The organism is Bartonella sp. AP150HLJHH (assembly GCF_042196385.1).
GTDB lineage: Bacteria > Pseudomonadota > Alphaproteobacteria > Rhizobiales > Rhizobiaceae > Bartonella.
This window is the reverse complement of sequence record NZ_JBHIQC010000005.1, coordinates 33,511-46,659: the sequence shown is the minus strand read 5'-3', so window position 1 is coordinate 46,659 and position 13,149 is coordinate 33,511. Positions and strand designations below refer to the sequence as shown.

Sequence of the window (13,149 nt, the reverse complement as noted above, 5' to 3'; positions counted from 1 at the left end):
TTCTCTATGTTGGTACAGCTTTCGATTCATAATATTGTTTTGATCGAAACGCTCGATATTCATTTTACAGCGGGGTTGACGGTTTTAACTGGAGAAACGGGTGCGGGGAAGTCTATTCTCCTTGATGCTTTATCACTTGCTCTAGGGGGGCGGGGTGATGCTTCGCTTGTGCGTCATGGGGCTGACCGCGGGCAGGTCACAGCTGTTTTTGATGTGTCTGTTTCACATCCTGCACGTCAACTTATTCGTGAGAATGGTCTTGATGATGAGGGTGATATTATTTTACGACGTGTGCAATCAAGTGATGGACGTAGCCGTGTTTTTATCAATGATCAGGTGTCTAGTGTTGCATTGATGCGGAGTGTTGGCCGTTTGCTGGTTGAAATCCATGGACAACATGATGATCGTGCGCTTGTTGATGTTGCTACACATCGCCAATTATTAGATGCCTTTGGTGGTCTTGAAGATGAAGTGGAAAATTTGCGTCAGTGTTATCACACATGGCGTGAATTTGAGGAGCGTTTGCAACGGCAGCGTCTTAAAGTAGAGAGTGCTGTACGGGAGGTTGATTATCTTCGTGCGTGTGTAGAAGAGCTTGAAAAGCTTGATTTTAAAGTTGGTGAAGAGGAAGCTCTTTCTCTTCGTCGTGCTGATATGCTTAAATTAGAAAAAATAGCGACAGATATTAAAGAAGCGGATGATCTTTTAACGGGTCAAAAATCACCAATCCCAGTGCTTTCTAATTTGGTGAGGCGTTTGGAGCGGAAAATTCCTGAGGCGCAAGAACTTATTGCACCAGTGGTGAAATCTATTGATGAGGCATTGCATGCACTTGCAACAGCACAAGAAGGTATTGAGACGGCAATACGAGCATTAGATTTTGAACCTGATGAATTGGAACGGATAGAAGAGCGTCTTTTTTCTCTTCGGGGTTTTGCTCGTAAATATCAAGTTTCTGCGGATGAATTGATTCAGTTACGCGATAAAATGGACGCAGAACTCGCTGATTTTGAAGAGGCTCAGACTATATTGACATGTTTTGAAGATGAGGCAGAGCAGGCAAAGAAAAATTATGATACATTGGCGCAAGCCTTAACAATAAAGCGTCGGGAGACAGCAAAGCATTTATCTGAAAGTGTTATGGCTGAGTTGCCGGCATTGAAATTAGAGAGGGCTGAATTTATTGTTGAAATGCAAAGTGATATGGAAAAGCGGAGTGCAGAGGGATGTGATCGTATTGAATATTGGGTGCGAACAAATCCTGGAACACGTGCTGGGCCGATGCTTAGTGTGGCTTCTGGCGGTGAATTATCTCGTTTTTTGCTGGCATTAAAAGTTGTTTTATCTGATCGAGGATCAGCACCGACGCTGATTTTTGATGAAATTGATACAGGCGTTGGGGGGGCTGTTGCAGCGGCTATTGGGCATCGGTTGCAACGCTTATCAGAACATGTCCAAGTTTTTGCTATTACGCATGCTCCACAGGTTGCATCGAAAGCGCATGGTCATTTTCTTATTTCAAAAATTGAGAGTCATGATAAAGGACGCTTTGTTACTGCGATTCATAAAATGAAAGAACATGAGCGTGCAGAAGAAATTGCCCGTATGTTGGCTGGAGAACAGATTACTGAAGAAGCGCGTGCAGCGGCTCAAAAGCTTCTAGCATAAAGGTAATTAGTCAGCGATAAAAATACTAGAAAGCTTATATTTATTGAGATTCACTTGATGAGGAGGCGTGGGAGGCCCTTGTGGCAGCGCTTGTAATGTGGAATAGATTTTATGAACAAAGATGCATATAAAAATCTCACAGCTGTTGAAGCAGAACGTGAATTAGAGTGGTTGGCAAAAGAGATTGCACGTCATGATGTGCTTTATAATCGTGATGATCAGCCTGAAATTTCTGATGCAGAATATGATGCTTTACGTCGTCGTAATGCAGAAATTGAAGCTCTTTTTCCAGAGCTTATACGTATTGATTCTCCTTCACATAAAATTGGAGCACCAATTTCTGAAAAATTTGAAAAATCTGTTCATGCACAGCCTATGCTTTCACTTGATAATGCGTTTAGCTCTGAAGATGTTACTGAATTTGTTGAGCGTATTCGTCGTTTTTTACGGCTTCCAGAAACACAAGTGTTGGAAATAACAGCGGAGCCAAAAATTGATGGTTTATCTTTGTCTTTACGCTACGAAAAGGGGCGGCTTGTGCGTGCGGCAACGCGTGGGGATGGAACTGTCGGTGAAAATGTGACGGCAAATGCCCGAACAATTGCTGATATCCCACAAGTTTTGCAAGGTGATTTTCCTGATATCATTGAGGTGCGTGGTGAAGTTTATATGGGGCGGGAAGATTTCCAAGCACTGAATATCAACCAACAAGAGAAGGGCAAGTTAACCTTTGCCAATCCTCGAAATGCGGCGGCTGGTTCACTCCGTCAGCTTGATTCACGGATAACCGCTAGCAGAAAACTTCAATTTTTTGCTTATGCTTGTGGTGAGGTGAGTGAAATATTGGCAGAAAGTCAAATGGAGATGATGAAAAAGCTAAAAGAATATGGCTTTATTATCAATCCATTAACAAAAGTCTTTAAGACAGTAAAAGAAATTATTTCGTATTATCACGATATCGAAGAAGGCCGTCATTCTTTAAGCTATGATATTGATGGCATTGTTTATAAGGTTAATGATTTGATGCTCCAAAAGCGTTTGGGGTTTGTTTCTCGTTCGCCGCGTTGGGCTATCGCCCATAAATTTCCAGCAGAAAAAGCGATAGCGCTTTTGGAAGATATTGACATTCAAGTTGGTCGCACGGGAGCTTTGACACCTGTTGCACGTCTTACGCCTATTACTGTTGGTGGAGTGGTGGTGACCAATGCTAGTTTGCATAATGAGGATTATATTAAGGGAATTGGTCATAAAGGAGAGCCCATTCGTGAAGGACGTGATATCCGTGTAGGTGATAGCGTGATTGTACAACGTGCTGGTGATGTGATCCCTCAAGTTATTGATGTTATCATTGAAAAACGCCCGAAAGATGCTGCTGTTTTTATTTTTCCTCATTTGTGTCCAGCTTGTGGGAGTCATGCTGTTCGTGAAGTGGGAGAAGCCGTGCGTCGCTGTACAGGAGGGCTTATTTGTCCTGCACAAGCAATTGAACGTATTCGTCATTTTGTTTCACGCAATGCTTTTGATATTGAAGGCTTGGGTAAAAAACAGGTAGAGTTTTTTTTCCATGTTCAAGATGAGGCGCTTTGTATTCATACACCAGCCGATATTTTTACTTTACAACGGCGCCAAGAAAAGTCTTTGATACGTTTGGAAAATATGGAAGGTTTTGGTACTGTTTCAGTGCGGAAATTGTATGATGCCATTAATGCGCGCCGAGAAATTCCTTTGAGCCGTTTTTTGTTTGCATTGGGGATTCGTCATGTTGGCGAAGTGAATGCACGCCGCCTTGCACGTGCTTATAAAAATTATACAGCTTTTGAGACTGCGGCTATGGAAGCATTTATGCCATGTGATAAGGAAAATGAAGAAGGAAATGAGGCTTGGATAGAGCTTACCAATATCGAAGGAATTGGACCACAGGTAGGGAGCGCAATTGTTGATTTTTATCAAGAAGAGCATAACCGTGAGATTTTATCTGTTTTGCTTGAAGAAGTAACTCCTCTTGATGAGGAGCCTATCATAGCAGATTCTTCACCAATAGCGGAGAAGATCATTGTTTTTACAGGAACTTTGGCGCATATGTCACGTGATGAAGCAAAAGCATTGGCAGAGCGATTGGGGGCTAAAACATCTGGTTCACTTTCTAAAAAAACAGATCTTCTTGTTGCAGGACCTGGAGCGGGCTCCAAATTGGCTAAAGCTGAGGAATTAGGTGTTGAGGTTATCGATGAAGAGGCTTGGCTACAGCTGATTGAGAAACATAATGTTTAGAGGATGTTTTCTAGAAGATCGTATGCTGTTTGTATGATTATCTCTCTTACATTTTTTGGGGGATGAAATCAAAAAGAGGGATAATAGTGGCTGTTTTTTGCAAAAACAGAGCGCCATATATTTTAATATTTATTACGTTATTTAAAATAATTAACGTTGAGCTTAAATATTAAACTTAAACTATTATGATGAAGAATATACAAGGTTATTATTAGTAAAATTTATAAATTATCATTGTGAAGCAAGGTAAAAATTGTAAATAAATATGTATAATTTAATCCAAAATGCCGTAATAAACCAATTATAATGACGTAATAGAAATATAACGCGGAAAATTACAAAATATAACGAAAGTTTCCATATAAAGGAAATAGGGATATAATAATGTCTAGATGGAGATCGCCAAGATAAGTATTACCACGTATAGGTGTATCTCATCTTGCTTCACCTAGGTTAGCGTTTACCATACCAGCAAAAAACTTGAAGTATCTTGTAGAAATATTTTTCATATTTCCTGACGCAGATACATATTTTTCCCTTAAAAAGAGAAAATCCTGTGTTTTGTAGAAAGAGTAAAAGTTATAGGTTGCTTCATTTAAAGGGGCATTGTTGCTTCTTTTGCCCATTTTTTATCTTCTTCATTTAAGTAAGGTGCATTCATCTGATAAACGCGCGCATGGTAATCATTGAGCCATTGTCGTTCTTCTTGTGTCAAAAGCTCTGGAAGGATTAACCGTCGATCAATGGGGCAATGTGTGAGTGTTTCGAACGAGAGCATTTCTATATCTCCGCCATCAATTTTTTGTGCTGGTTTCACAATCATCAAATTTTCAAGACGGATACCAAAAGCGCCTTCGCGGTAATAGCCTGGCTCGTTTGAAAGAATCATACCGGAGATGAGTTCTTGGCACCCTTTGCGAGAAATATTTTGCGGTCCTTCATGGACAGAAAGATAAGATCCAACACCATGACCGGTGCCATGGGCATAATCAAAACCAGCTTTCCACAATGCAATGCGTGCAAGAGCATCAAGGTCTTGCCCTCGTGTGCCTTTTGGAAATCTGATAGTTGAAAGAGCAATCATGCCTTTGAGGACAAGCGTAAAACAGCGTTTTTCTTCTTCTCCAATATTCCCAATTGCTACGGTGCGTGTGACATCAGTCGTGCCATCACGATATTGTCCACCTGAATCAACGAGGTAAAGTTCACCGGCTTTGAGTTGTTTATTTGTTTGCGTTGTTACACGATAATGAATAATGGCACCATTTTCTCCTGCTGCTGAAATTGTATCAAAAGAAAGATCTTTAAGTTTTTCTCCCATTTCTTTTGCTGTATTTATGCGAAATTCTTCTAATTTTTGAGCAGCAGAAATTTCACTTATTGACCCTGGTATTTGTTTATCTAACCAAGAAAAAAAACGGGTTAGGGCAACACCATCGCGTAGATGCGCTTTGCGTGCGCCATTGAGTTCTGTGTCATTTTTAATGGCACGTGGTAGAGAAGCAGGATCGGTAAGTGTGATAAAAAAGCTATTTTTTTCTTCAATAACAGTTCGTAATTTTTCGCATGTTAGCTGTGGATCTAAGGCAAACACTGTCCCTTTTTGAACATACTCTTTGATCTTGGGAATAAGCTGTTCTGGTTCATATAATTTTGCATAACGTTCTAGATATTGTTTCTGTTCTACACCAAGTTTTTTGCTGTCAATGAATAAAGCTGGTGTTTCGTTAAGTGGAATGAGAGCAAAACAAAGGGAAAAAGGCGTGTTGGAAACATCATTGCCCCGTATATTGAATGTCCATGCAATGGAAGAGGGGTCTGTAAAAATAAAAGCATTTGCATGAGTTTGCTGTATATCTTTGTAAATCAAAGCGAGTTTTTCATCTGTATCGCACCCAGCATATTTGAGAGGGTGAATTGATAAGGCAGATTGTGGTAATTTTGGTTGATTATGCCAGAGCAAATCAATGGGATTATGTTGAACTTCTACAAGTTTTCCACCTGCTTTCATTTCTAATGCATTTCTCAATGCATTGGTGGCAGCAATCGTGTGGAGCCATGGATCAAAGCCAATAGAAAGTTTTTGACCATTTTTTTCAAGCCATTGTGAGGGAGGACAAGTTATGAGATCTTCATAATTAAAAATATCAGGATCAGTTTGTTGGCGAATTTGGAGCTTATATCGCCCATCTGTAAATATGATGGCTTTGTTTTTTAAAATCAGTGCAATCCCAGCTGATCCAGTAAAGCCGGTTAACCAGCTAAGGCGTTGAGCATGAGGAGGGACGTACTCTCCTTGATGCTCATCACACCGCGGAACAAGAAAACCATCGAGTCCAAGGTGATCGAGTTCTTTACGAAGGCAAGAAATGCGTTCTGCTGCATAAGCAGGATTTGTTGTCGCCTCAAAAGATTGATACATAACGACGTCCTTTTCTTTTATTTTATTTCAGATGTATCGTAACCCATCCTTGCCGGTGGTATGTTTCGATATGCTTCATTCCTTGTTTTATATAAGTCTCCAAAACATGGGCATGTTGTTCTTCAAGAATTCCAGAGAGTATAAGTGATCCCCCTTTTTGAAGTGCCTTTACCACTTCTTGCGCAAGTTCAATAAGCGGATTAGCAAGGATATTGGCAACGATGAGATCAAAAGGGGTTCGTGATGCAATTGCATCATGGGCAAAATCTGTTGCTGTAATAGCTGTAATATATTCCTTGACACCATTGAATTCGATATTGTGTTGTGCAACTTGAACAGCAATTGGGTCAATATCGGATGCAAGCACAGTAATTGGTTTGAGCATTGCTATACCAATGGCTAGTACACCGCTCCCAGTACCAAGATCAAGGGCATTTTTTGGATTTTCGTGTTTCATGACTTTGGCAATCATTTCTAAACAACCGGCTGTTGTTCCATGATGTCCGGTGCCAAAAGCTTGATTAGCTTCAATTTCAATAGGGAGAACATTTGCTGGAATGGCGTTTCGGTTGTGACTTCCATGAAGGAAAAAAGGACCAGCTTGCACAGGTTTTAGTCCTTCTAGGCTTTTTTGTACCCAATCAATGTTGGGTAAAACTTCCATATTAATTTTATCAAAATCTATAGAGAGAACGCTTGCAAAATGTTTTAATGCGTTCTCTTGATTGTCTTGATCGACATATAGAGAAAGCTCATATACAGCATTTTGTTCATCTATCTCTGTAAGAGCAAGAGGATAACCTTCTTCGTCAAAGGCTGTTTCTATAAGGGTATAGAACCGTTCTGCTTCATTTTTAGAAGCAGTATAATAGAGGCGAATTTGTTGCGACATGCTGTTCTTTCTTTTGATCGGTTTTTTTAGTTTAAGACGAGTTTTTTTAACCGTTCAATGGCGATTTCATCTTTTAATTCGCTATCGCTTTCTTTCGTGTCATAACGGATAACGCCAGCTAATTTTCCACCTTTTTTAAGTAAAAAAATTGCTGCTGTATGGTTATATGTATAGTTTCCATCTGTTTCAGGAACTTTTTCAGCAACGATGTTGAAAGAATTGACCATTTTATGAACCTTATCAGGATCTCCACTAATGCCAACAATTTTATTGTTAAAATTACTGAGATAATCATGGAGTACTTTTGGTGTGTCACGTTCAGGATCAACAGTCACAAACCATATACCTAATTTATCAGCTTCAGGCCCAAGGGCTGTAAGCCATCGATCAAGATTCATCAGTGTGGTAGGGCAGCTTTCAGGACACATAGTGAAGCCGAAAAAAATTATTGAAGGCTTGCTTCGAACATCAGCCTCAGTAATATTTTTTCCATTAGAATCAGTGAGAGTAAAGTTATCACCTAAAGGCTTATTTGTCAGCGTATCATAAATAAAAACACCTGCAAGAAATATGATTGTCAGCCCCAAGATGCGTATTACATTTTTCATAGTTTGACTCTCTTAGATAGATCGAGAAATTGTAACATCGGCAGGTTTGTTTTGCAATGTTTGTTTCATGGTTGATTTTATTGGCTTGATTGGTATGTCTTTCCATATCTATTGATAAAACATTGGTGAAAGATGTATGAATATTGAGAAAGATCTTCGATTTCATGAAAGTGAACCTCGTATCCATACGACAGCGCGGCTGCATGGTTGTAAATTAGGGCGCTATGTGGAAATTAATGAGCGGGTGATTTTACGGGATGTAACCGTTGGAGATTTTTCTTATTTAGAGCGTAATAGTGAGGCTATTTATAGCGATATTGGGCGTTTTTGTTCTATTGCATCTCATGTACGGATGAATGCGTTGGAGCATCCTATGGAGCGCGTTTCAACGCATAAAATAACCTATCGTCCAAACGAATATTTTCGTTATATGGCATTAGATAGTGGTTTTCGTGAAAGGCGTTGTGCAAAACGTGTTATTATTGGGCATGATGTGTGGATTGGACATGGTGCGGTTATTATGCCTAGAGTGACAATTGGTCATGGCGCTATCATTGGCGCGAACGCTGTTATAACGAAAGATGTTATGCCTTATACGATTGTCGTTGGGGTGCCTGCTAAGCGATTGCGGATGCGTTTTCCCAATCATGTGATAGAATGCCTTTTAGATATGGCTTGGTGGGATTGGCCACTTGATAAAATTCACGACGCATTGCCTGATATGCAAAATTTGCCCATTGAAGCCTTTGTTCGCAAATGGAAATGATAGTCAGAATAAAACAAAATGATCTCTTGGAAAAACGGATCATGGTTTGCTTGTAATTAAGCTTTGTTTACAAAATTATCTAGTACACGCTTTTCTCCGGCTTTTTCGAACATTATTGTCAATTTATGATCGTCTATTGCTGTAATATAACCATAACCAAATTTTATGTGAAAAATCCGATCATTGACAGAAAAATCTGATGGTGCATGAGAGATTGATTGCGTGATAATTTTTCCTTCAATATTCTTGTTTTTTTGTGCACGCTTTTGTCTTGGTGTTGCATAGTCATTATAAAAAGAATCGTGATATTGAAAGGAAGATTTTCCATAACCACCATAGGATGTTTCCATTTCTACAACTTCTATATGTTCTGCTGGTAATTCATCTAGAAAACGGGAGGGAAGAGCAGGTTGCCAAAGTCCATGAATTCTTCGATTCGATACAAACCATATATGCAAATGTTTTTTTGCTCTTGTTAGACCTACGTAAGCAAGACGCCGTTCTTCTTCTAATCCTGAACGTCCACCTTCATCTAATGAGCGCTGGTGGGGAAAGAGTCCTTCTTCCCAACCTGGAAGAAAAACTGTTTCAAATTCAAGTCCTTTGGCTGAATGAAGTGTCATGATGTTGACTGCATCCATATTTTCATTATTTTCCGTTTCCATAACGAGTGCAACATGTTCCAAAAAACTTTGAAGATTTTCAAATTGTTCCATGGAACGAATCATTTCTTTAAGATTTTCTAGTCTTGTAGGAGCCTCTGGTGAGCGATCTTCTAACCACATGGTTGTATAACCAGAATCATCAAGGACGATCTCGGCAAGTTCTCTATGAGGAGTGTCTTGAAGCATATTTTGCCAGCGGCGGAAGTTTTCAATGAGGCTTCGTAACGCACTGCGTGCCTTAGGCTTTAATTCATCTGTTTCAATGATGTCAGCGGCAGCAGAAAAGAGAGGAACAGCACGTGCACGTGCACTCTCATAAAGAATGCGCAGGGTTGCATCTCCTATGCCGCGTTTGGGTGTATTAATAACACGCTCAAAAGCTAAATCATCAGTGGGTTGGACAACAACGCGTAAATAAGCCATGGCATCACGTATTTCCATTCGCTCATAAAAACGAGGACCACCAATGACGCGATAATTAAGGCCAAGCGTTACAAAGCGATCTTCAAATTCACGCATTTGAAATGATGCGCGTACCAATATAGCCATATGATTTAATGCATGACCGGTTTGTTGTGCACGTTCGATTTCTTCTCCGATTGCTCGTGCTTCTTCTGCCGAATCCCATGCTGAATGAATTTTTACCTTTTCTTCCTCACTCTTTACGTGAGCAGAAAAAAGGACTTTTCCCAGTCTTTCTTCATTATGAGCAATGAGATGGGAGGCGGTTTTAAGAATATGAGATGTTGAGCGATAATTGCGTTCTAGACGAATAATTTTAGCAGAAGGAAAATCTTTTTCAAAACGTAATATGTTTTCGACTTTTGCACCACGCCATCCATAAATGGATTGATCATCATCGCCAACACAACAAAGATTAACATGTTGACCTTGAGGATGTTGGGCCAAAAGCCGAAGCCAAAGATATTGTGCTGTATTTGTATCTTGATATTCATCGACAAGAATATAACGAAATTGAGAATGATATTCGCGAAGAATATCTGGATTATGTTGGAAGATAGAGATAGAATGAAGTAGAAGGTCACCAAAATCACAAGCATTAAGATCTTTTAATCGATTTTGATAACTGTGATAAAGTTCACGTCCCATGCCGTTACCAAAGGAATGAGCATCACTTTTTGAGATATGTGTTGGTGAAAGTCCTTGATTTTTCCAAGAATCAATCATCATGGCAAGGTTTCGTGCGGGCCAACGCTTATCGTCTAATCCTTCAGCTTGAATAAGTTGTTTTAAAAGTCGAAGAACATCATCGCTATCGAGAATTGTAAAGTTTCTTTTTAAATCAACAAGCTCTGCGTGACGGCGTAAAATTTTAGCTCCAGTGGAATGAAAGGTTCCAAGCCAAGGCATACCTTCAACAACTTCTCCAATAAGTTCACCAATACGTGTTTTCATTTCACGGGCTGCTTTGTTGGTGAAAGTGACAGCAAGTATTTGCTGAGGAGAAGCAAGTCCAGAGCGTAAAATGTGAGAAATACGGGTTGTTAAAACGCGTGTTTTTCCTGTACCAGCACCTGCAAGAACTAAAAGAGGTCCTTCAGTATTCATAACAGCTTGTTGCTGTTCTGGATTGAGTTGTTCTAAATAGTCTGTGTTATATGATTTTTGTTCTTTTAGAGTATGGGAGAAAAAACCAGAGCTCTTCTTATCATGGTCTGGAGGGGAATCTTCTTCAAAGAAAGGTATGGTATGATCAGAAAAATTACTCATTATATCTCTTTTGTAGTCTTTTTTTTATTGAAGTTCTAGATTAAAAAAACTTCTCTTAAAAAGTCACAACAGTTTCAGTTGAACAGACAGAAAGAGAACGTAAAAAATAAGCACAACCATTAAAGGCTTTGGGTGAGAACGCTTTGAAGGGCATAAACGCGTAACGAAGCCGAAAGATTTACTTGTTGTGGTCTTTTGCTATCAATATCGGTAATAATAAAGGCTAAAGATTGTCCTTTTTTGCGGGCTATATCTTTTAGAATATCTAAAAATGGTGGTTCTAAAGAGACGCTTGTTGCGTGTCCATCAACGCGAACAGATATCTTTCGTGGAATGACTTTTGACCAATCGATAGAATTATTTTCGTGCATTTTTCCACCTTTATTCGTCGTTTCGCAAACGATTTTGATCAAGAAATTTTTGCATTTTTAAAGATTTTTGCTGCTCAAAATTTTTTTCAGTTTTTGTTCGTCCAAAACGATAACGATTTTGCTCAGCACAAAGAGATTTTTCTGTACGTTTTTTTTGTTTTCGAAATTGGCGAAGATTAATCAATTCAGTCATGAGAAAAATTATTTTTTCCGAAAGGAATCTAAAGAGACAACATCAGCACTTTGATTTTGTTTTGCATCGTTATTTGAAGGTTCTTTATTTGTACTGAGATTTTGTTCTTTTGTAAGCGTATTTTCTATTTTTTGTTTGTTTGATAAGGTAATAGGCGTAGTTGAGGTATTTTCTGAATTTTCACTTTCTCCAGAGGTCAGATTTGAGGGCAGATCAAATGCTGCTTCAAATGCTGCTACAGGATCATAAAAGACCTGAATGGAAGTAAAAGGAATCACGAGCTTTTCGGTTATTTCCCTGAAAGAGAGAGTTACTTCGAAAGCTGTTTCTGAAACACTGAGATCTCTAAATTGATGCTGTAAGACGATTGTCATTTGCTCGGGATAGCGATTTTTTAGCCGAGGAGAAATTTTAACGCCTAGGGCATTTGTCAAAAAAGTTATAAAAAAATGATGATTTCCCGGAAGACCTGCTTTGGCAACTTCCGATAAAACTTTACGGATAACTCCACGAAGCGCATCCTGAACGAGAATATCGTAACGGATTTGATCTTTAACCATCGAAGTTTATTCCTTTTATTTCACGTAGCAGAATGGGGCGTATTGATATTGTGTGACAGAATATATTTTAAATTAGCAGATTTTTTCTACGATGCACCTCAATAAATCGAATAAATACGAAACTCTATGGTAAATAATGTCTGATAATGTCTGAAAGATCAATCAACAACATTTAAAAAAGTGAAGGCTTCTGTTGCCAGGTGCCTCCGAACCCCGCTTAAACCTGCGACGGTTTAAGACTTAAATTGAAACATTCACACCACCTTAAGCGGCGAGACGTGCTTCCGCATAGTTGTCATTTGCAACTACTCATTTAGCCCGATAACGGTGGTACAATGCCGAGTAAAAGAGCGATCTTTACACCCTTGTCGATCCTATTTCGCCCCCACCAAAATATAATTTTGATTTTTTATATTTTGGTGGAGGCGCCGGGTACCGCCCCCGGGTCCAATAGGTTTATTTCACCGTCCATTTATTACCATAGCTGGTAAACCAGCCCTCTAAATATAGATGAAGAACAGTCTTAGGAAAAGGGGGGTTGTTAATATTTTTAATCCTCTAATTATTTATGGAGCTATATGATGCGGCTGTAAAGTATAGTCCGCTCATTTTTGGAGAGGAGATGATGCAAAATGACAAATAATCTAGCAGATATTAAACTATATGATTCAAATCCCGATGAAGCAGCAGTAGAACGACTTAGCCGTCGTTTAGCTTTAGTGATGAAAAAGCAGGATGCAGCGCTTGTTGCTACATCGGATCCAAAAGAGTTAGAACGTGTTGAAAAATGGGTTCAAGATGTTTTAGAAGCCGATGAGAAGAGTGCTAAAATGGCTGTTTCAAAAGTGGCTGAGATGATGTCTGGAGAGCGTAGAAAAAGTCGTGTGACTTTTTATTATCTAGTTGCTAAGCACCTTAATGCACTTCATAAAATTTAAACAATATTAAATTTGTGATAATGATAAAAAAAAGCCCAATTTCTTGGGCTTTTTCGTTGATAAA

The 13,149-nt window shown here is 39.2% G+C and carries 11 protein-coding genes and 1 other RNA gene; 4 read left to right on the top strand and 8 right to left on the bottom strand.

Annotated features, from left to right (window positions below):
* The first annotated feature begins 6 nt into the window (after positions 1–6).
* A complete protein-coding gene (gene recN / locus ACFING_RS03615; RefSeq protein ID WP_375629951.1) occupies positions 7–1,668 on the top strand; it encodes a DNA repair protein RecN in 1,662 nt (553 codons plus the stop codon).
* Positions 1,669–1,779: 111 nt separating this feature from the next.
* Positions 1,780–3,939 carry an NAD-dependent DNA ligase LigA gene (ligA, locus tag ACFING_RS03610; protein WP_375629949.1) on the top strand — a complete coding sequence of 720 codons (2,160 nt, stop codon included), beginning with the start codon at positions 1,780–1,782 and terminating at the stop codon, positions 3,937–3,939.
* 595 nt (positions 3,940–4,534) lie between these two features.
* On the opposite strand, the gene ACFING_RS03605 is transcribed toward ligA, so the two are convergent.
* From ACFING_RS03605 to ACFING_RS03595, 3 genes are read right to left on the bottom strand one after another with little or no spacing between them, the layout of a single operon-like run.
* A complete protein-coding gene (locus ACFING_RS03605) occupies positions 4,535–6,361 on the bottom strand; it encodes an aminopeptidase P family protein (RefSeq protein WP_375629947.1) in 1,827 nt (608 codons plus the stop codon).
* 22 nt (positions 6,362–6,383) lie between these two features.
* The gene (locus ACFING_RS03600) at positions 6,384–7,253 is read right to left on the bottom strand and encodes a 50S ribosomal protein L11 methyltransferase (protein WP_375621358.1); all 870 of its coding nucleotides are present in this window, start codon (positions 7,251–7,253) and stop codon (positions 6,384–6,386) included.
* 26 nt (positions 7,254–7,279) lie between these two features.
* Positions 7,280–7,861, bottom strand: coding sequence for an SCO family protein (locus ACFING_RS03595; protein WP_375621357.1), 582 nt, complete (start codon positions 7,859–7,861; stop codon positions 7,280–7,282).
* A gap of 136 nt (positions 7,862–7,997) precedes the next feature.
* Here ACFING_RS03595 and ACFING_RS03590 point away from each other — a divergent pair, with 136 nt between their 5' ends.
* Positions 7,998–8,627, top strand: a complete 630-nt coding sequence (locus tag ACFING_RS03590; RefSeq protein WP_375629945.1) for a chloramphenicol acetyltransferase — start codon at positions 7,998–8,000, stop codon at positions 8,625–8,627.
* Positions 8,628–8,683: 56 nt separating this feature from the next.
* On the opposite strand, the gene ACFING_RS03585 is transcribed toward ACFING_RS03590, so the two are convergent.
* From ACFING_RS03585 to ssrA, 5 genes are all read right to left on the bottom strand, one after another.
* Complete coding sequence (locus tag ACFING_RS03585) at positions 8,684–11,023, bottom strand: ATP-dependent helicase (protein WP_375629943.1); 2,340 nt, start codon at positions 11,021–11,023, stop codon at positions 8,684–8,686.
* A 119-nt stretch (positions 11,024–11,142) separates the two neighbouring features.
* On the bottom strand, positions 11,143–11,394 hold the full coding sequence (locus ACFING_RS03580; RefSeq protein ID WP_375612010.1) for a ribbon-helix-helix domain-containing protein: 252 nt from the start codon (positions 11,392–11,394) through the stop codon (positions 11,143–11,145).
* Positions 11,395–11,404: 10 nt separating this feature from the next.
* Positions 11,405–11,587: a DUF4169 family protein gene (locus ACFING_RS03575; RefSeq protein WP_375612011.1), complete on the bottom strand. Its 183-nt coding sequence runs from the start codon at positions 11,585–11,587 to the stop codon at positions 11,405–11,407.
* A gap of 8 nt (positions 11,588–11,595) precedes the next feature.
* Positions 11,596–12,147 carry an SspB family protein gene (locus ACFING_RS03570; RefSeq protein ID WP_375629941.1) on the bottom strand — a complete coding sequence of 184 codons (552 nt, stop codon included), beginning with the start codon at positions 12,145–12,147 and terminating at the stop codon, positions 11,596–11,598.
* Positions 12,148–12,326: 179 nt separating this feature from the next.
* Positions 12,327–12,683, bottom strand: a transfer-messenger RNA (tmRNA) gene (ssrA, locus tag ACFING_RS03565).
* 96 nt (positions 12,684–12,779) lie between these two features.
* On the opposite strand from ssrA, the gene ACFING_RS03560 reads away from it, so the two are divergent.
* On the top strand, positions 12,780–13,085 hold the full coding sequence (locus ACFING_RS03560) for a DUF2853 family protein (RefSeq protein WP_375612013.1): 306 nt from the start codon (positions 12,780–12,782) through the stop codon (positions 13,083–13,085).
* The last annotated feature ends 64 nt before the right edge of the window (positions 13,086–13,149 follow it).

What these genes read in the sequence shown, in the direction of transcription:
- ACFING_RS03560 (WP_375612013.1), top strand. Translation starts at nt 12,780, where the DNA reads ATGACAAATAATCTAGCAGATATTAAACTATATGATTCAAATCCCGAT.
- ACFING_RS03600 (WP_375621358.1), bottom strand. Translation starts at nt 7,253, where the DNA reads ATGTCGCAACAAATTCGCCTCTATTATACTGCTTCTAAAAATGAAGCA.
- ACFING_RS03575 (WP_375612011.1), bottom strand. Translation starts at nt 11,587, where the DNA reads ATGACTGAATTGATTAATCTTCGCCAATTTCGAAAACAAAAAAAACGT.
- ACFING_RS03595 (WP_375621357.1), bottom strand. Translation starts at nt 7,861, where the DNA reads ATGAAAAATGTAATACGCATCTTGGGGCTGACAATCATATTTCTTGCA.
- ACFING_RS03580 (WP_375612010.1), bottom strand. Translation starts at nt 11,394, where the DNA reads ATGCACGAAAATAATTCTATCGATTGGTCAAAAGTCATTCCACGAAAG.
- ACFING_RS03585 (WP_375629943.1), bottom strand. Translation starts at nt 11,023, where the DNA reads ATGAGTAATTTTTCTGATCATACCATACCTTTCTTTGAAGAAGATTCC.
- recN (WP_375629951.1), top strand. Translation starts at nt 7, where the DNA reads ATGTTGGTACAGCTTTCGATTCATAATATTGTTTTGATCGAAACGCTC.
- ACFING_RS03590 (WP_375629945.1), top strand. Translation starts at nt 7,998, where the DNA reads ATGAATATTGAGAAAGATCTTCGATTTCATGAAAGTGAACCTCGTATC.
- ACFING_RS03605 (WP_375629947.1), bottom strand. Translation starts at nt 6,361, where the DNA reads ATGTATCAATCTTTTGAGGCGACAACAAATCCTGCTTATGCAGCAGAA.
- ACFING_RS03570 (WP_375629941.1), bottom strand. Translation starts at nt 12,147, where the DNA reads ATGGTTAAAGATCAAATCCGTTACGATATTCTCGTTCAGGATGCGCTT.
- ligA (WP_375629949.1), top strand. Translation starts at nt 1,780, where the DNA reads ATGAACAAAGATGCATATAAAAATCTCACAGCTGTTGAAGCAGAACGT.